The organism is Pandoraea sp. E26, from assembly GCF_000681415.1.
Lineage (GTDB): Bacteria > Pseudomonadota > Gammaproteobacteria > Burkholderiales > Burkholderiaceae > Pandoraea > Pandoraea pnomenusa.
Map to the genome: position 1 here is coordinate 1 of NZ_AYXJ01000040.1, position 18,772 is coordinate 18,772.

The following is an 18,772-nucleotide window of genomic DNA, read 5'->3' on the forward strand; positions in this document are numbered from 1 at the left end:
ATCGGTGGCGCTTTGCTTTTCGGCAGCCGGCTGCGAGGCCGGCCATCGGCTGTCAGCGGTGCCAGCGGCCGTGGCGCCAGTAGCCATGGCCGTAACCGTAGCCGTAGTACGGACGACCGTAATACACCGGCGGTGCGCCGTAGTAGACCGGCGCGGGGGCCACATAGACGGGCGGGGGCGCCACATAAACCGGCGGAGGCGGCGCAACGTATACCGGGGCCGGAGCGTAGACCGGCGCCGGCGCGATCAGCGGCAAGCCGATGCCGATCCCGACCGAGACGTGTGCCTGCGCCGTCCCGATCGCGCCCGCGGCGAGCGCGATCCCGGCGATGGCAAGGGCGGCAAACTTGGTTTTCATGACATTTCTCCTGCGGTCTTGGCAGCGTACTGATGACGGCACCCGAGCGGCACCATGCCGTTCGACGCGCCCAGTGCCCGTCGGCACTCTGATTCGTCACATTCCTTGGCTTCACTTTACTGAAGTTCCGAAATCCGGGGTGGGCACAATTGTTGCAAAGTATGCGCGCGGACCCGGAGCAGGGAGCGTTCAAAGGATGAAAAGCCGCTGCCAAACGTGTTGGTTACGTTGCTATTTTATTCATAATCAACGGTTTGCGCTCGTTTCGGTTGACGGAGGCGCCAGCGGAAGGCGTCCCGGACGGCCCCGAATACGCGGCACTTGTTACATTCATTTACACCGACGACACCGGGCTGTGGCGCAAAAACAGCGGCGGATGCCGCTTTCGCAACGTCCGCCGCCGTCGGCGTGGGGCACTCGCGACCTCACGCCGTCTCCTCCCTGCCAAACCCATGCCGGCTCCCCGCACGCGAGGCAGGGGGCCGGAAAGAAACGCTACGCTTACTGGTGGAAGCGTGCCTTGGCGTCGGCCACGCACGCGTCCTTGCTGTCGCCCGTCATGCTGTCGCAGCGCTCGACCGCCGCCTTGTACTGGGCCTTGTTCGCATCGGCGTTGGCGTCATGACGCGCCGCGACGGTGTCCTTGGACGACTCGCGGCTCGTGCGCATGACCTTGGCGTCGCCGTAGGCCTTCGTCTTCGCGGCGTCGGCGTCCTTCACGCAAACGTCCTTGTCGTTGCCCTTCTTGTCGTCGCAGCGCAGCTTGGCGACGCTGTAGTCGGCGTCGGCCTTGGCGACAGCGGCGTCGTAACGGGCCTTGGGCGTTTGCTTGTAGTCGGCTTCCGCGTTCGCCTTGGCCACCTTTTCGTTGCCCTTGGCCGTTTCCACGCAGACCTTCTTCGCGTTGTCCTTGAGGTCGTCGCAGCGCGCCGATGCCGCCTTGTAGTCGGCCTCGGCAGATTTTTGCGCGGCCTCGTAGCGATCCTTGGCGGCGGCGTCTGCCGCATTGGCGGCCGCCGCACCCAGCATGCCGGTAGCGAGGCAGGCGCAGGTCAGAACTCTCATGACGAATCGATGTGACATCTCGTCCTCCTGTTGAGCGGGTTCCTGGGCGTTGGGGGATGTCAGCCGAGGTCGTCGGACGGCGTCGACATCGTCGGGCGCATCCGGCGCATCCTCAGGCCGCGGGCGACTTACTTGTTGCGCTCGGCAGCACCCTGGATGGCCTCGCCGCCGCGTTCAACATCCTTGCCGGCACCCTGGACCGTGTTGCAGCCCGCGAGGCCCAGTGCGAAGCCCGAAAGCAGTGCGATGGCGATCAGTCGTTTCATTTTGATTTCTCCTTGAGCAAAGATGTCATCTGTCGCGCGAGCATGGCGCGATGGCAGCGCGACGAGGGGGAGGGGGAGGGAGGAGACCGCCTCCCGGCGGCCGGGGGACCCGCCTGCCGGCGGGTACGGACATATCCGATTACCAGAGCTTATGCTGGTTGTTCCAGGTGTCGACTTCGCGTTCAGCGTCTTCCTTGGCCTTGCCGTAGCGCTCCTGCAGCACACCCACGAACTTGTCGCGGTTACCTTCGATCCTGAGCAGATCGTCGTCGGTCAGGTTGCCCCATTGCTTTTTCGCCTCGCCCTTGAGTTGGTTCCACTTGCCCTTCATTTGATCCGAGTTCATGACAACTCCTTTTATCGGGTTGGAAAAAGTGCCACTGCACGACGTGTGTCGTCGGTGGCAGTGATTCCATGTTAGGGAGTGCGAAATGTCGGCGCTGTCAGCCGCGACATCGTCGCGGTGTAGGCGGAGTCGGGTTGCGCTGTCAGCGTATTCCGACGCGGGAGCCGGGCGTGTCGGGGTGCGGTGGCGTGTCGGTCGCGGTGGCCGACGGGGTGGCGTCGGCGTCGGCGTCGGCGTCGGCGGTGGCAGGGCCAGTGGCAGAGGCAGCGGCGGTCGGTACGGCCGTGCTTTGCGTGACTTCCGTTGCGATTTCGGGGGCGTCCGCCGGATTGCACAGCGGCAGCACGACCTGGATCTCGGTGCCCAGGCGCTGGGGCAGCGAGTGAATGTCGATGCGCCCCCCCTTGGCCGAAACGCGTTGCCGCATGCCGAACAGACCGTGCGTCTTGGGCTTGTTGAACTGGTCGCGCGTCAGGCCGATGCCGTTGTCGATGACTTCGAGCCGCACGCGCTGATCGTCGCACGCGAGGGCCACGCGCACTTGTGTTGCGCGTGCATACTTGCCCGCGTTCGTGAGCGCCTCCTGCGCCACACGGAACAGTACGATCGCGGTGGACTCGGGCAGCGCGAAATCCTCTTCCGGCAAATCGAGATCGAGCTGCCAGTGCTGCTGGTCGGCAGTCTCTTCGGCAAGCGAGCGCAACGCCGTGACAAGCCCGAAATTGATCAGCACCGTCGGTCGCAGGTTCTCGATGATGCGGCGTTTGATCTGGATGCCGGCGTCGAGGTTGCGCTGGGCACGCGCCAGTTTCTCGGCGATCACCGCATCGGTGTTGCGCAATTTGTGATGTGCCCACGTCACGTCCATCTTGCACGCGGTGAGAATGGCGCCGAGTTCGTCGTGCAGTTCGCGCGAGAGCCGTGTCTTCTCGTCCTCGCTCACGTTCTGCAAGTGGGTCGCCAACTCGTCGAGTTGTTCGGTGCGCTCGCGCACGAGCCGATCCAGATGGGTCTGCTGCTCGTGCAGCTGATCGCGCGCAAGTTGTTCCTGCCGCATCTGCTTGCCCAGTGAGCGGAACAACATCACGAACAGCAGGATCGTGAGCACGGAAAGCGCGCCCGCGCTCACTGCGGAAATCGCCTGGTCGAAGCGGCCGTCGCTTTGCGCCGTGCGCGCGCGCGCCACTTCGCGGTTGTAAAGATCGGTGATGCCGTTTTGCACCGGCTCCATGGTGCCGAGGCCGAGATTGCTCGGGGAGAGGGCTTCTTCAAGGCTCATGGTGCCTTGCTTGACATTGGCTCGCGCGGCTTCCATGGCGGCGATGCGCTGCGAGAAGAGCGTCATGACGCGCGCGAAGTCCTCGGTCGCCTGGGTGTCGCCCACGGCTTCGTAATGCGCGATGACGACCGCCGCCAGGTCGCGAATGCGCCGCACGGCAGACAGGTAGGGGGCGAGGTAGACCGGATCGTTGGTCAGCAGGTAGCCGCGTTGACTCGAAACCACGGTCGACGTGCGCGCCATGATCTCGTTGAGCTCGTTGGCCGCGATCATGCCCTGCAGTGCCGCCTCGTAGGTGGAAGCCAGCCGTCGGTGCGCGGACTCCAGCCCGACCAGACTGCCGACCGTGATCACGATCGCGGCGACCATGGCGATGATCCAGCTTCGGCGACGCAACCAGGACGTGAACAATCGGGGCATGTGAGGGTGACCGGAGGTAAGACGCGCTTCGATCATACGGCGAAATACGCGACTTTTCCCAAATTGTCAGCCAATTCCTACGTAAAAACCAGCGCCGTCCGGGCTGTTTCGTCAGCGGGGTTTTTCTACCATACATTCAGCGCCCAGGAGTTTGCCTGCGCTGCATTCGGCAGCGACGCGAATTCCCGGGAGCGAGGAATCTCTCCGGGAAACGCTGTTCCGACCAAGGAGAACGCTATGTTGAAGTGGGCTTTGTTGTTCGCACTGATCTCGCTCGTGGCGGGCCTGCTGGGCTTCACGGGAATTGCTGCCGGCGCCGCCGGGATCGCGAAGATATTGTTCGTGTTGTTCCTGGTGCTGTTCGTGATCTTCCTGTTGCTTGGCCTGACCATCGCCAAGAAGATCGTCGACTAGCGCGGTGCTTCGCGGCGACGCGCGCGTGCGCCGCCGCGAAGCCGTGCAGCGGCGCCGGCAAGTCCGGCGTGTCGAGCGCGAGCCGCTCACTTGATAGGAGGTTGCGATGCTTCACTACGCCGTCGTATTTTTCGTGATCGCATTGATCGCCGCGGTTTTCGGCTTTACCGGCATTGCCGCGGGCGCCGCCGAGATCGCCAAGATCCTGTTCTTCATCTTCCTGGTGATCTTCCTGGTCACGCTGCTCTTCGGCGTGATTCGACGATGAGCCGCGCCTGACTTCGGCACGATCCGGCCCTGCGCCGGATTCGCCCCGAACGAGCGCCCGGCTATCGCCGGCGCGCTCCCCCCCAAAAACACTGACAGGAGGAATCGCTCATGCATACCGCCAAGCACGCCAAGCAGCAGACTGCAACGTCCGGCACACACGCGATGAAGGGCAACGGGCACAGCCAGCATGCGGGCGAAGACTTCGAGATCGATGTGCGCGCGCTGCGCGAGCGGGCGCGCGAGCATCTCGACGAAGGTGCCGTCACGGAGGATTACCGCGCGGACCGCGACGCAGTGGTGCACATGCTCAACGACGCACTCGCCACGGAGTTGGTTTGCGTGCTGCGCTACAAGCGCCACCACTTCATGGCCACGGGCATCCATGCCGAGCCGGTGGCTGCCGAATTCGCGGAACACGCCGCGCAGGAGCAGGACCATGCGGATCGCATCGCCGCGCGTATCGTGCAGTTGGGTGGCGAGCCGGACTTCTCGCCCGACAGCCTCTCCGCGCGAAGCCATGCCGAGTATGTGCCGGCCGCCAACCTGCGCGACATGATCCGCGAAAATCTGGTGGCGGAACGCATTGCGATTGAGAGTTATCGCGAGATGATTCATTATTTGGGCGACCGGGATACCACGACGCGTCGCATGCTCGAGGAGATCCTGGCGGTCGAGGAGGAGCATGCCGACGATATGCGTGACCTGCTCGACCGCGAGTGACGGCGAGTGGCGGTGAGTAGCGACGAGTATTGGCGAGTAGCGACGAGTATTGGCGAGTAGCGGCCATGACCAGCGCATTGACACCATGCAAGCGCTGCCATCTGGCCGATGGGGATAGTCTCTGGAGCTTAGATGTCACTGACAACAATAAAAATCCTGATTGCCGACGACCACGCGATCGTACGCACCGGCTTCAAGCAGTTCATTGCCGACGAGCCGGACATGGAAGTGCAGGGCGAGGCGTCGAGTGGCGACGAAGTGATTCGCGCCGTTCGCGATACGGCGTTCGATGTCGTGCTGCTGGATATCGCCATGCCCGACAAGAACGGGATCGACACCCTGCGCGTGATCAAGCAGTTACGTCCCGAGCAGGGCGTGCTGTTCCTTTCGACGTATCCGGAAGCGCAGTACGCGGTGAACCTGCTGCGCGCCGGCGCCAATGGCTATCTGATGAAGGATGCCGCGCCCGAGGAAATCATTCGGGCGATCCGCACGGTGGCACGCGGCCATCGCTACGTCAGCGAGGTGACCGCCGACCTGCTCGCGCAAAAGCTCGATCAGCCGGTCGACGAGCCGATGCACGAACAGCTCTCGGAGCGGGAATTCCAGGTGTTTTGCAAGCTCGCGCAGGGCCGTACCCCAACGGAAATCGCCGAGGAATTGCATCTGTCGGTCAAGACCGTCAGCACGTATCGCGCGCGTGTGCTGGAAAAGATGCATTTGAAAACCAACGCCGATCTGACGCTATATGCGCTAAAGAACGGCTTGATCAGTTGAAAGAGAGGCTGTCATGTCAACCGGGAACGCGGCAACGCATACGGGGTCCCGCTTGCCCCTCAAAGTCCTGTTGATCGAAGACTCCGCCGTCATTCGCGAGAGCCTGTCGGAGGCGCTTGGCTCGACCGGCATGCTTCAGGTGACGGGGGTGGCGGAAACCGCGGACGACGCGGTGCGCACGCTCAAGGAGGACTCGTTCGATGCGGTGATCGTCGACATTCAGTTGCGCCGCGGCTCCGGCATGGACGTGCTTTCCTACCTGCATCAGGCGGGGCTTTTGTCGCAGCTCATGGCCATCGTGCTGACGAACTATGCGCTTGCCACGTATCGCAAGCGGTGCCAGCAACTGGGCGTGCAATATTTCTTCGACAAATCGCTCGAATTCGACCGCGTGATCGAAGTGCTCGACGAGTTCGCCACCAGCCGCCAGGCCTGAGCGTGTCCGCCCATCCGACCGGGCCTCGGCCCTGTCGTCACGTCGCCTCATCTTTCCGTCATTCCCGTTAAATGGGAATGAAACTCCCGGTTAGCGAAATCACCTCATCTTTTCTCGTTTGAGAGGGCAGGCCAGCTGTCATGCGCGCATTTCGTGCTGCAATGCGATACACCGATCATGGCACTCCCTGCCTTGGTGCAAATTAAGTGGAATTTCCGTATAAAGAGATCAAGTTTTATTATTTTCAACTATTTAGGTGCATGGGCTAGAATGTCGCCTTCACGCTAAATACCGAGTCTCGGCGGCGCACTGCGGGCAGTTTCCGGCAGTGGGGCTGCTATTTTTTTGCATGATCGAACTCCAGAACATTACCCAGCGATTTGCTGGGCCCAAGGGGCCGGTCGACGCGCTTTCCAACATCAGCCTGTCGATCGAGCGCGGCGAAGTCTTTGGCATCATCGGCCGAAGCGGTGCCGGCAAGAGCACGCTCGTGCGTGTGATCAATTTGCTCAACCGTCCGAGCGACGGCACCGTGCGCGTCGACGGGCAGGATTTGACGTCGATGTCCGCCGACGATCTGCGCCAGGCGCGCCGTCGCATCGGCATGATCTTCCAGCATTTCAATCTCCTGAGCTCGCGCACCGTCTACGAGAATGTGGCGTTGCCGCTCGAGCTCGCGGGCATGCCGAGCGCCGACATTCGCGCCAAGGTGCTGCCGTTGCTCGAACTGGTCGGGCTGACGGCACAGAAGGATCGTTACCCGTCGCAGATTTCCGGCGGCCAGAAGCAGCGGGTGGGCATTGCCCGTGCGCTGGCGAGCGAGCCGCAGGTGCTGCTCTCCGACGAGGCGACGTCCGCGCTCGATCCCGAGACCACGCGCTCGATTCTCGAGCTGCTCAAGCGCATCAATCGCGAGTTGGGGCTGACGGTCGTACTGATCACGCACCAGATGGAAGTCATCAAGCAGGTCTGCGACCGCGTTGCGGTGCTCGACGCCGGCCGCGTTGTCGAGCAGGGCCGTGTGATCGACGTCTTCCTGCGTCCGCGCCACGAAGTCACGCGTGCGCTCATCGGCGACGTGATCTCGCAGGAACTGCCTGCCGGTGTTCGCGAGCGTGTCGCCTCGCGCATCGGCAATGGTCACGACCACCTCTATCGTCTGGCCTTCTCGGGCGCGGGCGTGGATCAGCCGCTGCTGTCCGAGGCGATTCGACGCTACGAGCTCGATTTCAATATCCTGCACGGCCAGATCGACGAGATCCAGGGGCAGGCCTTCGGATCGCTCGCCGTGCTGGCAGGCGGTACCCCGGCCCGCGTGGCCGAAGCCATGGCGTTCCTTGCCAGTCAGGGCGTTGTCGTCGAGGAGCTCAGCCATGTGGAGTGAAATGTTCGATCTGTTCGTCTCCTCGTTCTGGGAGACGCTCGTCATGGTGGGGATCTCTGGCGTCATCGGTGCCGTCGTGGGCGTGCCGCTGGGCGTGCTGCTCTACCTGACGGACCGCAATGGCGTGTTGCAGAACCTGCCGACCAATCGCATCGTCGGTATCCTCGTCAACGCCGTGCGATCGACGCCGTTCATCATTTTGCTGGTCGCGGTGATCCCGTTCACGCGGCTGATCGTCGGATCGTCGATCGGCACGATGGCCGCCGTCGTGCCGCTCACGATCGCCGCCGCTCCCTTCGTGGCGCGCCTGGTCGAAACGGCGCTGCGCGAAGTGGATCGCGGGCTGATCGAAGCGGCACAGTCGATGGGCGCGACGACGGGCCAGATCGTCATGAAGGTGCTGCTGCCCGAGGCGCTGCCCGGCATCGTGGCGGGCCTGACGATCACGTTCGTGAGCCTGGTGGGCTACTCGGCCATGGCCGGTGCCATCGGCGGCGGCGGCCTGGGCGATCTGGGCATTCGCTACGGTTATCAGCGCTTCCTGCCGGAGGTCATGATCACCGTGGTGCTGATCCTGATCGTGTTCGTGCAACTGGTGCAGACGTTCGGCGACTGGCTGGTGCGGCGTCTGAGCCACAAGTAATTTCCCCATAACGACATCGCCGGCGTTGACGTCCGGCATTTCTCACACACGCGAGGTATTCCATGCAACGTCGTACGCTCTTCAAGCTGCTGGCCGGTGTCGGTGCCGCCACGGTTCTTGCCACGCAATTCGCCGCCCCCGCCGCAGCGGCAGATGCCATCAATCTGAAGGTGGGTGTCACGGGCGGCCCGCACGCACAGATCTTCGACGAAGTGAAAAAGGTCGCCGCCAAGGACGGCCTGAACATCAAGGTCATCGAGTTCAGCGACTATGTGCAACCGAACGCGGCGCTCGCGTCGGGCGATCTCGACGCGAACAGCTACCAGCACCAGCCGTACCTCGACGCGCAGGTGAAGGACCGCGGCTACAAGCTGGAATCGATTGCCAAGACCGTGATCTTCCCGATGGGCATTTACTCGAAGAAGCTCAAGTCGCTCGCGGATCTGAAGACCGGCGACAAGGTCTCGCTGCCCAACGATCCGACCAATGGCGGGCGCGCGCTGCTGTTGCTGCAAAAGCAGGGTCTGCTCAAGCTGCGGGCCGACGCGGGCCTGAAGGCGACGCCGCTGGACGTGATCGAGAACCCGAAGAAGCTGAAGTTCGTGGAGCTGGACGCCGCGCAACTGCCGCGCTCGCTCGACGACGTGGCCGTGGCGGTCATCAATACCAACTTCGCGATGGAGGCCGGTCTGAACCCGAAGCGCGATTCGCTCGCGATCGAAGACGCAAACGGCCCGTACGCCAACGTGCTCGTCATTCGCTCGGCCGACAAGAACAAGCCGTGGGTGGCCAAGCTGATCAAGGCCTACCACTCGCCGGAAGTGAAGGCCTTCATCGAAAAGAAGTTCGGCGGCTCGGTGGTAACGGCCTGGTAAATTCCGGTCGTTCGGGATACGCCCCGGAAACGGCAATGCTTCGCGGCATTGCCGTTTTTTTTTCGTCCCGGTGACGGCGCGTCTGTCCCACGGCGCGTCGGCATCACGCCCGCGCCCGGTGTGTGGCAATTCCGACAGTGTCACAGTTCTGTCAAATTCCGGCGATAGCCTGACCGTCAGTAAAAGAGGGCGCCCACGGGCGTCGTCTCCAGACGCGGGCATGGGCCAAAGCGCAGCAACCGCACGTGAAAGACGGGGAACTCGGGCGAGACACTTCATCGGAAGCGGCTTCTTGCCTTCGGGGCGCAGGGTTGCGTCCGACGTGTGCCCGCACGGCGTAACGCTGCTCGCACGATGGCGACGCACCGCACCGACTTACGGAGTCTCAGTTGAACCCTCTCCCGCCTGTCGCGATACGTCCGTCGGAGCGATTTGCCGCGCCCGCGACGCCACGCGACGCGAACGTCGTTCCCTCTGATGCCGCCGCGTCGGCCGCCTCGCATACCCGATACGCTGACATTGCCATGGGCGCCGCCGGCACCCATCACGTCGAACCGGACGAGCGGGGGCTCCTTGCCGAAGTGTGCGAGGGCATCGGGCTCACCTGCGTGTTTCAGCCGATCGTCGATTTCCGGACCTCGGAAGTGGCCGGCTACGAAGGGCTGGTGCGCGGGCCGGCCGGCACGTCGATGCATTCGCCGATGGCGCTTTTCGCGGCGGCGCGTCGCCATGGCCTGATCGCCCCGCTCGAACTCGCGTGCCGCCGTGCCGTGCTGCGCGGCTTCGCCGAGCAGGGACTGCCAGAGCGCCTGTTCCTGAACATCGGTCCGGTCACGCGGGCTCAGCCTGGCGGCGGCGTGACCGAGTCGCTCGGGCTCGACGAGACGTTTGCCATGCTCGAATCGTTTCAACTCACGCCCGAGCGGGTCGTGCTGGAACTCACGGAGCATGCCCCCACGTTGGATCTGGCGAGCACGCGCGCTTCGCTTGCCGCGTATCGCGCGCTCGGCTTCGAAGTGGCGCTCGACGACATGGGCGAAGGCTATGCGAGCCTGCGCCTGTGGTCTGAGCTGCGACCCGATTACGTCAAGATCGACCGTCATTTTGTCGATGGTATCGACACCGATACCGTCAAGCTCCAGTTCGTGCGCTCGATGCGGCAGATCGCCGAGACCAGCGGCACGCGCGTGATCGCCGAAGGTATCGAGCACGCCGAAGAGCTTCAGGTCGTGCGCGATCTCGGCATCTTTCTCGGCCAGGGATATTTCATTGCACGTCCCGAGGCTCGGCCGCAGCGCGCCATCACGGCGCAGGTGCAGGAAGTCGTGAACGAGCGACGCGCCTACGTCCATCAACAGCCGAGCCAACTGGGCGCGGGCAACGTCACGCTGGAGCGCATTGCGTCGCACGTGCAGCCGGTGTCGCCCGACACGCGCAGTGAAGACGTGGTGGCACGTTTCGAGAGCGATCCCGCACTGGAAGTGCTGCCGGTGGTGGAGCGCGATCGGCCGGTGGGCCTGATTGGCCGCGCCTCGCTCATTGGCCGGTTCGCGCGGCCGTTCACGCGGGAGCTGTACGGACGCAAGCCGTGTTCGGCGGTGATGGAGCCGCGCCCGCTCACGTTCGACAAGGGCGCGCGCGTGGAGGATCTGAGTCGCATGATCGCGGAAGGCGCGAGCCGCCAGATCGCGGCGGGGTTCATCGTGACCGACCAGGGGCGCTATTTCGGTGTCGCGCAGGGGCATGCGCTGATGCGCCACATCACCGACATGCAGCTCGACGCGGCGCGCTACGCCAACCCGCTCACGCTGCTGCCGGGCAACGTGCCGATCGACGATTACATGGATCGCATGATCGGCGAGCGACAGTCGTTTCACGCCTGCTACGTCGACCTGGACAACTTCAAGCCGTTCAACGACGTGTTCGGCTACCGGCGCGGCGACGACCTGATTCAACTGGTCGCGCGCGTGCTCATGGCGGTGCGCAATCCCGAGCGGGACTTCCTGGGGCATATCGGTGGCGACGACTTTCTGATTCTGTTTCGCAGTCCCGACTGGGAAGCGCGCTGCCGCGAGGCATTGACGCGTTTCGGCGACGCCGTGACCGAGTACTTTCATCCCGATCAGATCGCGGCTGGCGGATTCGAGGCCGAAGACCGGCGCGGCATGGTCATCTTCCACCCCATCACGAGCCTGTCGATCGGCGTGGTCGCGGTGACGCCCGAGAGCTTTCCGTCGCACGTGGAAGTCTCGGCGGCCGCGGCGGAGGCCAAGAAAATGGCCAAGCGCGCGCTGGGAAACAGCCTTTTCATCGAGCGTCGGCGGGCGCACCGGTAATCATGGGGCGAAAAAAAGCCCGCCGGATCGGCGGGCTTTGCCATTCGGACGCCGGGCGGCGCCAGACACTCAGTGCGAAAGCGCGGGCATGCCTTCCATGCCGGCAACGTCCCGCTCGCGCTCTTCCGACAGGTACGGCGTGCGCCAGCCTGCTTTCACGCCCCAGTGATAGAACGCGAGGGACAGGAGGGCGACCACCGCCATGTCCCAGCCGTACGGCAACAGGCCGAGACCGCCGAATTCCTTGCTGCCGATGTACGAGCACAACGCCATGACGGGGAGGTAACCGATCAGCCACCACGACGCCTTGAGGTCACGACCGAACCCTTGCCATTTGTCCTTCGCCTGGTAGTAGAAGTAGACGGGCAGCGCCACGACGACCAGCACGATGATCTGGCCGGTCAGCGGCCAGCGTGCCCAGTACAGGATCAGCGAAGCGCACACGAACGCGAACGGCGCGATGAGCGACAGGCCGGGCAAACGCAGCGGCCGTTCCATTTCCGGTGCCGAGCGGCGCAGCGCCATCACGCTGATCGGGCCGGTCAGGTACGAGATCACCGTCGCGACCGAAATCACCGCGGCAAGCGAGTCCCAGCCGCGGAAGAAGAACATGAAGATGAACGAGATCGCGAGGTTGAACCACATCGCCGGGCGCGGCACGCCGTACAGCGGATGCACGCGGCCGAAAATCTCGGGCAGGGTGCGGTTGCGTTCCATGGCGTAAATCATGCGGCTCGTGGTGGCCATGTACGTTGTGCCCGTGCCGCTCGGGCTCAGGAAGGCGTCGAAGTACAGCACGATGGCGAGCCAGTTCAGGCCGAGTGCGATCGCCAGTTCGGCAAACGGCGAGCTGAAGCTCACCATGTGCCATCCGCCGGCGAGCTGTTCGGGCGAGAGCGCGCCGATGTACGCGACTTGAAGCAGCAGGTAGATGACTGTGGCAAGCAGGATCGAGCCGACCACCGCAAACGGAATGCTGCGTCCCGGATCACGCGCCTCGCCCGCCAGGTTCACCGGGCTCTGAAAGCCGTTGAAGGCGAACACGATGCCTGACGTGGCCACGGCCGTGAGCACGGCCGACATGCCGTTGGGCGCGAAGCCGCCATGCTCGGCGAGATTGAAGTTGCCCGGGTGGAAGCCCGCGATGATCAGGCCCGCGATCGTCAGCGCCGGGATCGCGAACTTGAACAGCGTGATGGCCGTGTTGGCGCGTGCGAACAGCTTCACGCCCCAGTAGTTCAGCAGGAAGTACACAACGACGAGCAGTGCCGAGAGCGTGAGACCGCTCGCGGTGAGCGTGCCGTCCACGAACAGGTTGTGTGCCCATTCGTACGGCCACGTGCTCATGTACTGGATCGAGGCTTCGGCTTCGATGGGGATCACCGAGACGATGGCGATCCAGTTGGCCCAGGCGGCGATGAAGCCCACCAGGCTGCCGTGCGAGTAGCGGGAGTAGCGCACCATGCCGCCCGACTCGGGGAACATGGCGCCGAGCTCGGCGTAGGTCAGGGCAATGGCCAGAATGACCACGGCGCCGATGATCCAGGCCAGCAGTGCGGCGGGGCCGGCGATCTTGGCGGCTTTCCAGGCGCCGAACAGCCAGCCTGAGCCGATGATCGAGCCGAGACCGGTCAACATCAGGGCGAACGGCCCAATGTTGCGCATGAGAGATTGATTGTTATCCATTCGATGTCTTCTCCACGCCCGGGGGGGACAGGTGCCACCCCGATGAGGGCAGGGCGGCAGACTGCGCGAGGGCGGACAAACTGCCGGCAGGCCGGTCGCCATCACAAGGAGCATGACGGCGCGGGGGACGGCGCTGACGGACACGACTTCTGTTGATCGGCTTCGCGAATCCGGTGTGGTCTCCGGCCTGACGACGCAAACGGGTACACGGGTGAGCGTGCAACCCCGAATTGGGGTCGGAGTCCGGGCTTCGCGAAAAAAGCGCGATTCTACCCGAGCCGGCCCGCGTGTGTGGGACTTTGTAACACTTTTGCAATGGCATCCGGTTCGGCGATGTTAGGCAAAAATGCGTACAACCCAGTCCGGGCGCGGCTCATGGCGTGGGAATCCGACTATTACAAATTATTAAAGGGTCAGATGTAATGCGTGGTGTCGGTGCCCTGTCGATTCCTGTCAGCCCATGCCGGCGAGGCAGAGATACTTCAGCTCGAGATACTCGTCGATGCCGTACTTCGAACCTTCGCGTCCCAGGCCGGACTGTTTGACACCGCCGAACGGGGCGACTTCGTTGGAGATCAGGCCGGTGTTGATGCCGACCATGCCGGCTTCGATGCCTTCGGCGACGCGCCAGACGCGTCCGACGTCGCGGGCGAAGAAATAGGACGCCAGGCCGAAGTCCGTCGCGTTGGCCAGCCGGATGCCCTCGGCTTCATCCCTGAAGCGGAAGACCGGTGCCACCGGTCCGAAGGTCTCTTCCTGCGCGACGAGCATGTCCGCGCTCGCGTCGGCCACGACCGTCGGTTCGAAGAATCGGCCGTGCAGGACCTTGCCGCCGACCGTCACACGTCCCCCCCTGGCGACGGCGTCGGCCACGTGGCGCTCGACTTTTTCGACGGCGGCGTCTTCGATGAGCGGGCCGATCGCCACGCCCGGTTCGAAGCCGTTGCCCACGCGCAGCCGGCTCACGGCAGCGGTGAGTTTTTCGACGAAGGCGTCGTAGATGCCGTCTTGCGCGTAGATGCGGTTCGCGCATACGCATGTTTGCCCGGCATTGCGGAACTTCGAGGCGATGCAGCCTTCGACGGCGGCGTCGACATCGGCGTCGTCGAATACGAGGAACGGTGCGAGACCGCCCAGCTCGAGCGCGACCTTCTTGATGGTCGACGCGCACTGCTCCATGAGTCGGGCGCCGACCGGCGTCGAGCCCGTAAAGGACAGGTGCCGCACGCGCGGGCTGCCGGTGAGCACGTCGCCCACGTCGGACGAGTTTTTCGACGTCACCACGTTGAAGACACCTCGAGGCAGCCCGGCGCGCTCGGCCAGTTCGGCCAGGGCCAGCGCCGAGAGCGGTGTGAGTCGCGCGGGCTTGACCACGATGGTGCAGCCGGCCGCGATGGCCGGCGCGATCTTGCGCGTGATCATCGCGATCGGGAAGTTCCAGGGGGTGATCGAGGCGCATACGCCGATCGGCTGCTTGAGCACCAGCAAGCGCTTGCCGCCCTCGGGGGAAGTGAGGACGTCGCCGTCCACCCGCTTGGCTTCTTCGGCGAACCACTCGATGAAGGAGGCGCCGTAGGCGACCTCGCCCTTCGCCTCGGCGAGCGGCTTGCCTTGCTCGGCGGTCATGATGGCGCCGAGGTCGTCCTGTGCCTGCATGATGAGGTCATACCAGCGCCGCATGATGCGCGCCCGATCCTTGCCGGTACGGGCGCGCCACTCGGGCAGTGCGGTTTCGGCGGCGACCAGGGCGCGCTCGGTTTCCTTGGCGCCCAGATCGGCGACGTGGGCGATCGCTGCGTCGGTGGCCGGGTCGTTGACGACGAAAGTCGCCTGCGAGTCGGCCTGCGTCCAGGTGCCGTCGATATACGCGTCGAACCTGAGCAGTGCCGGATCTTTCAGACGAGCCAGTGCCGGGTGAGCCCTGGCGGGCGTGGATGGGTGGGATGTTGACACGATCAGCTCTCCTCTCGATGACCGTGCGAAGCGGCTGCATGCCGCGCCGCGCGGGGGACGGAAACGGATACGGCTTGTCGGTGTGTCGGGCCAGCTTACTCCAATGCGGCGAGCGCTTCGTGACGCGCGGCATTGAGCGGCATTGAACGGCATGATGCGATGTGCCGCGTCGTCCGGCAGGCGAGTGCTGCGCTTGCCGACAGCCCGTCGGCGGCCGGCGAACGACGCGGTCTTCTACAGCGATGAGGGCAGCGCGGTGCGCGGGTTGGCCCGTTTTACAGGCCGAGATCCCGGTAAAGCGCCGCCATGCGCGCGTCGACGTCGGCAGTCATTTCGATGGGACGTCCCCACTCGCGCGAAGTTTCTCCGGGCCACTTGTTGGTCGCGTCGATCCCCATCTTCGACCCCAGCCCGGCCTTGGGCGACGCGAAATCGAGATAGTCGATCGGCGTTTGATCGACGAGCGTGGTATCGCGCGTCGGATCGACGCGCGTGGTGATCGCCCAGATGACTTCCTTCCAGTCGCGAATGTCGACGTCTTCATCGACCACGACGATGAACTTCGTATACATGAACTGGCGAAGGAAGCTCCAGACCCCGAACATCACCCGCTTCGCGTGACCCGGATAGGCCTTTTTCATCTGCACGATCGCCATGCGATAGCTGCATCCTTCCGGCGGCAGATAAAAGTCGGTGATCTCCGGAAACTGCTTTTGCAACAGCGGCACGAAGACTTCGTTGAGCGCCACACCGAGCACCGCCGGCTCGTCGGGCGGTTTTCCGGTGTATGTCGAGTGATAGACCGCATTGCGCCGCAGCGTGATGCGCTCGACGGTAAAGACCGGAAACCACTCCTGTTCGTTGTAATAGCCCGTGTGGTCGCCGTAAGGACCCTCGAGCGCGTGCGCGTATCCCGCGGTCGCACCTCGCGAGGGCGGTGGCGGCGCACCGTCGGGCACGGCCGGGGGCTGGTCGGCGGGGTAAATGAAACCTTCCAGCACGATCTCGGCGCGTGCCGGCACTCGCAACGACTCCAGGCCGGGCGTGAGGCATTTGGCCAGTTCGGTTCGGCTGCCGCGCAGCAGGCCGGCAAACTGGTACTCGGACAAGGTGTCGGGGACCGGCGTCACGGCCCCGAGCATGGTCGCCGGGTCCGCGCCGAGCGCCACGGCGATCGGGAACGGCTTGCCGGGATTGGCCTGCGCGAACTCGCGGAAGTCGAGCGCGCCGCCGCGATGCGCGAGCCAGCGCATGATCACCTGATTGCGCCCCATGACCTGCTGGCGATAGATGCCCAGATTCTGGCGCCTGCGATTCGGGCCCTTGGTGATGACCAGACCCCAGGTGATGAGCGGTGCGGCGTCGCCGGGCCAGCACGTCTGGATCGGCAGGCGGCCAAGGTCGACATCCTCGCCTTCCCACACGATCTCCTGACACGCCGGGGCGCTCACCTCCTTCGGTGCCATGTCCCACACCGCCTTGGCCATGCCGAACAGCTTGCCCGCGTCCTTGAGGCCGCGCGGGGGCTCCGGTTCCTTGAGCGTCGAAAGCAGCCGACCGATGTCGCGCAGCGAGCTCAGGGCGTTATCGCCATTCTCGACGCCCATGCCGAGGGCCACTCGTTCAGGGGTGCCAAACAAGTTGGCGAGTACGGGCATGTCGTAGCCGGTCGGTCGCTCGAACCACAGCGCCGGCCCCGCCGCTTTGAGCACGCGGTCGGCGAGCGCCGTCATCTCCAGTACCGGCGAGACCGGCACGTCTACGCGACGAAGCTGGCCGGATCGCTCCAGTTGCGCGGTGAAGTCACGAAGATCGAGATATTTCATGAAACAAACAGTTACCAAAAATTTTTACGAAATTCATACGGGAGATGCGAACGGCCGTTTGAATCGCGTGTAAGACCGGGGGATGCCCTTGTAAACGCAGGGCGCGGCAGGGCATTTTACCGGGCAAGGCGATCGAACGTCACGGCAAAACGGCTGTTACAAATTACTTTTAGTAATCATTTTGCTTTGAAATAGTATTGACGGTTTATATATCGCTGCTACAATCCGCCCGTTGAATCCAGAAAGGCGGCTTCGTGGACGGGTAGGCCGACCCGCTCGAGCTTAGCGACAACTACAACATCGACGTGGATTTTCAGTGGCTGGTTTTCTCACCGAGGTCGGGAAGCCAGTGTTTTAGGAAGCAGCGCGAGCGATAGCTCGTCAGCGCCGGACACCTGAACAGGTCGGCGCGCTGCGGCGGTAGCGGCATCGTCCATGACAAACACGATGCACCGCCTCGTTCCATATGCCGTAAATAAGCGCTTCACGGGGATGCCTGGCGGGCATACCGGCTTATTTCCTTACGCCTCGGGGCCACCCCGTGGTGACGGCGTAACCGGAGTACGTAGTATGAAGAAGTCTGGTTTATCACCCTGGCTACTGGCCGCCATCCATGCGCTTCGTGCGCGCGGCGCGGCAATGGTGGCTGCGGCTCGCCGCGATTGGCGTCGCCTTGCATGGCATGGCGGTCGTGTCGGACTGTATACGTCCAGCGCGGTCGGTCTGGTTGCCGTGGTCGGTACGCTCGCGTTGTGGGCTCGACCGACATGGCGCGCCGATCTGGCGTCGCGCGTGGGTCCGCTGCTCGAGGCGGCGACCGGCACGGCCAATGCGGCCGGCCAGAGCGCCAATGGCGCTGCCGATGCCAAGCTTTCGCCGTCCGATTCGGCGATGATGGCCCAGGCGGCGCAGCATGTGCCCTCGGCAGCCGTTCTCGCCGCTTATATCCCGAACCAGCGCGTGGCGGCGGATGCGCGTGCGAACAAGGTGCTGGACACGCGCGAGCAGATTGCCGTGGCCGACTACCTCGCTCGCCGCTACCGCGTGGCCGGCGACGTGACGGGTAACCTCGTTCGTGCGGCGTACTCGACCGGCAAGGAAGTCGGCCTCGATCCGCTGCTGTTGCTCGCCGTGATGGCCATCGAATCGGGCTTCAACCCGTATGCCGAGAGCACCGTGGGCGCTCAAGGTCTGATGCAGGTCATGTCGAAGGTGCACCAGGACAAGCTGGAATACTTCGGCGGCCCGGAAGCGGCGCTGCATCCGCTGGCCAACATCAAGGTCGGTGCTTTGATTCTGAAGGAATGCATCGCGCGTGGCGGCTCGCTCGCCGGAGGTCTGCGTCTGTACGTGGGCTCGACCAGTGCGGGTGACGGTGGCTACGGCGCCAAGGTGCTCGCCGAGCGCGACCGCCTGCGCGGTGTCGCCATGGGCCGCAAGATCTCGCCGTACGCGCCGCAGGCGCCAGTGATCGTCAGCTCGGCCAAGCCCGTCACCAAGCCGGTCTCGGCCGGTAAGTCGTCGGATGACGCGGCGGAATCGACGTCTGCGCCGGCTGCTTCCACGTCGACGGGCAAGGCGGCTGCCGCCGGCAAGTCGATGGAAGCCGACGACAGCACGGCGGCCTGATCCATCCAGCGGCCGATCTGGCCGCTCCCGCGCATGCGCGATGCGTTCGGCCGACGCGTCAACGTGATGCCTCTCTACATAGAGGCGCA

At 64.1% G+C, this 18,772-nt stretch carries 18 protein-coding genes; 10 read left to right on the top strand and 8 right to left on the bottom strand.

Annotated features, from left to right (window positions below; all coding sequences use genetic code 11):
• Positions 1-52 precede the first annotated feature (52 nt).
• From W930_RS0123180 to W930_RS28610, 5 genes are all read right to left on the bottom strand, one after another.
• A complete protein-coding gene (locus W930_RS0123180) occupies positions 53-358 on the bottom strand; it encodes a hypothetical protein (RefSeq protein ID WP_024788702.1) in 306 nt (101 codons plus the stop codon).
• Between the two features lie 501 nt (positions 359-859).
• Positions 860-1,423: a hypothetical protein gene (locus W930_RS0123185; protein WP_028731352.1), complete on the bottom strand. Its 564-nt coding sequence runs from the start codon at positions 1,421-1,423 to the stop codon at positions 860-862.
• 128 nt (positions 1,424-1,551) lie between these two features.
• Positions 1,552-1,689, bottom strand: a complete 138-nt coding sequence (locus W930_RS29860; protein ID WP_023597270.1) for an entericidin A/B family lipoprotein — start codon at positions 1,687-1,689, stop codon at positions 1,552-1,554.
• Between the two features lie 139 nt (positions 1,690-1,828).
• A complete protein-coding gene (locus W930_RS0123195; protein WP_023597269.1) occupies positions 1,829-2,035 on the bottom strand; it encodes a CsbD family protein in 207 nt (68 codons plus the stop codon).
• A gap of 142 nt (positions 2,036-2,177) precedes the next feature.
• Positions 2,178-3,734 (bottom strand): histidine kinase, encoded by a 1,557-nt coding sequence (locus tag W930_RS28610; RefSeq protein ID WP_023873315.1) that lies wholly within the window; start codon positions 3,732-3,734, stop codon positions 2,178-2,180.
• Positions 3,735-3,971: 237 nt separating this feature from the next.
• Between W930_RS28610 and W930_RS29865 the strand changes: the two genes are divergently transcribed.
• The 9 genes from W930_RS29865 to W930_RS0123245 all read left to right on the top strand — a co-directional run bounded on the left by W930_RS29865 (position 3,972) and on the right by W930_RS0123245 (position 11,589).
• The gene (locus W930_RS29865; RefSeq protein WP_023597267.1) at positions 3,972-4,148 is read left to right on the top strand and encodes a DUF1328 family protein; all 177 of its coding nucleotides are present in this window, start codon (positions 3,972-3,974) and stop codon (positions 4,146-4,148) included.
• A 106-nt stretch (positions 4,149-4,254) separates the two neighbouring features.
• On the top strand, positions 4,255-4,416 hold the full coding sequence (locus tag W930_RS29870; protein ID WP_023597266.1) for a DUF1328 domain-containing protein: 162 nt from the start codon (positions 4,255-4,257) through the stop codon (positions 4,414-4,416).
• Between the two features lie 164 nt (positions 4,417-4,580).
• Positions 4,581-5,138 carry a bacterioferritin gene (locus W930_RS0123215; protein WP_023873316.1) on the top strand — a complete coding sequence of 186 codons (558 nt, stop codon included), beginning with the start codon at positions 4,581-4,583 and terminating at the stop codon, positions 5,136-5,138.
• A gap of 132 nt (positions 5,139-5,270) precedes the next feature.
• A complete protein-coding gene (locus W930_RS0123220; protein WP_028731353.1) occupies positions 5,271-5,915 on the top strand; it encodes a response regulator transcription factor in 645 nt (214 codons plus the stop codon).
• Between the two features lie 13 nt (positions 5,916-5,928).
• Positions 5,929-6,351 carry a response regulator gene (locus W930_RS0123225; protein WP_023873318.1) on the top strand — a complete coding sequence of 141 codons (423 nt, stop codon included), beginning with the start codon at positions 5,929-5,931 and terminating at the stop codon, positions 6,349-6,351.
• Between the two features lie 349 nt (positions 6,352-6,700).
• Complete coding sequence (locus W930_RS0123230; RefSeq protein WP_023873319.1) at positions 6,701-7,735, top strand: methionine ABC transporter ATP-binding protein; 1,035 nt, start codon at positions 6,701-6,703, stop codon at positions 7,733-7,735.
• Complete coding sequence (locus W930_RS0123235) at positions 7,725-8,378, top strand: methionine ABC transporter permease (RefSeq protein ID WP_023597261.1); 654 nt, start codon at positions 7,725-7,727, stop codon at positions 8,376-8,378. The genes W930_RS0123230 and W930_RS0123235 overlap by 11 nt, the downstream gene beginning before the upstream one ends.
• Positions 8,379-8,440: 62 nt before the next feature.
• Positions 8,441-9,253, top strand: a complete 813-nt coding sequence (locus tag W930_RS0123240; protein WP_023597260.1) for a MetQ/NlpA family ABC transporter substrate-binding protein — start codon at positions 8,441-8,443, stop codon at positions 9,251-9,253.
• Between the two features lie 389 nt (positions 9,254-9,642).
• Positions 9,643-11,589 (top strand): GGDEF domain-containing protein, encoded by a 1,947-nt coding sequence (locus W930_RS0123245; protein WP_028731354.1) that lies wholly within the window; start codon positions 9,643-9,645, stop codon positions 11,587-11,589.
• Between the two features lie 69 nt (positions 11,590-11,658).
• Here the strand turns inward: W930_RS0123245 and W930_RS0123250 are convergent, their stop codons facing one another.
• From W930_RS0123250 to W930_RS0123260, 3 genes are all read right to left on the bottom strand, one after another.
• On the bottom strand, positions 11,659-13,275 hold the full coding sequence (locus W930_RS0123250) for an APC family permease (protein ID WP_023597258.1): 1,617 nt from the start codon (positions 13,273-13,275) through the stop codon (positions 11,659-11,661).
• A 453-nt stretch (positions 13,276-13,728) separates the two neighbouring features.
• Positions 13,729-15,228 carry an NAD-dependent succinate-semialdehyde dehydrogenase gene (locus W930_RS0123255; protein WP_023873322.1) on the bottom strand — a complete coding sequence of 500 codons (1,500 nt, stop codon included), beginning with the start codon at positions 15,226-15,228 and terminating at the stop codon, positions 13,729-13,731.
• Positions 15,229-15,503: 275 nt separating this feature from the next.
• Positions 15,504-17,054: a UbiD family decarboxylase gene (locus W930_RS0123260; protein ID WP_023873323.1), complete on the bottom strand. Its 1,551-nt coding sequence runs from the start codon at positions 17,052-17,054 to the stop codon at positions 15,504-15,506.
• 639 nt (positions 17,055-17,693) lie between these two features.
• On the opposite strand from W930_RS0123260, the gene W930_RS28615 reads away from it, so the two are divergent.
• The gene (locus W930_RS28615; RefSeq protein WP_023597255.1) at positions 17,694-18,683 is read left to right on the top strand and encodes a lytic transglycosylase domain-containing protein; all 990 of its coding nucleotides are present in this window, start codon (positions 17,694-17,696) and stop codon (positions 18,681-18,683) included.
• Positions 18,684-18,772 lie beyond the last annotated feature (89 nt).